Origin of the sequence: Bradyrhizobium sp. Mp27 (assembly GCF_029953005.1) — a bacterium.
GTDB classification, from domain to species: Bacteria; Pseudomonadota; Alphaproteobacteria; order Rhizobiales; family Xanthobacteraceae; genus Bradyrhizobium; species Bradyrhizobium barranii.
In genome coordinates this window covers 1-602 of the sequence record NZ_JASAUS010000602.1, presented here as the reverse complement: position 1 = coordinate 602, position 602 = coordinate 1, and the positions used below count along the sequence as shown (strand labels likewise).

Below are 602 nucleotides of genomic sequence, written 5' to 3'. Positions count from 1 at the left end.
TCAACGCATACAACGACAGAGCCGAGCCCTTCGTCTGGACCAAGAAAAAGGTCCGTCAACGCCGTTTCAAAGGCCGCCGTATCACTCAGCTCTGATTCCGGGTACTAGCTTCGCAACGCCGGGGCTGGACGCGGCGCGAAGCTGGATGCAGTGACTGCGGCCGACCACTCTGCGCGGCCCGCATCGTTAGGCTAGCCGTCACCTCCTTCCGTGGTCAGAAGGTTCGTGCGCGCGCAGAAATGCTTCCGTCAGCGCGCCCGAGAGCGCGCCGAATTGCATCATCCAGCTCCAGCTCGAAATGGCCGCTAACACCGTGACCATCTCGAGCGAACTGCGGTAAGGCCAGAGCGCTTCCATGCTCGTCTGCTGATACCGGCGGTAGCAATCGTACTCGCAGTACTGCCGTTGCGTGGACACATGCCGGACGTAGCTCGAGCCCAGCGGCCGGGCGCACGCGCTGCAGGTGACGCCATGGCGCGGTTGGTCCTGGTTGACTAGTACCCACTTTTCTTGGAACGTGAGTCGTGATTCAAGGTCGGGATGATACCCGAAGCAAGAGAAGTCCACCTTTCGAGGAAAGATCGCAAGGTGCTTGAGGCGTG

Annotated in this window: 1 protein-coding gene; it reads right to left on the bottom strand. The window is 60.8% G+C overall.

Annotated elements, in window-relative coordinates; genetic code table 11:
- Positions 1–198: 198 nt before the first annotated feature.
- Positions 199–602 (bottom strand): hypothetical protein (locus QJT78_RS51945; protein WP_281460924.1); only part of this gene is annotated, 404 nt, incomplete at its 5' end.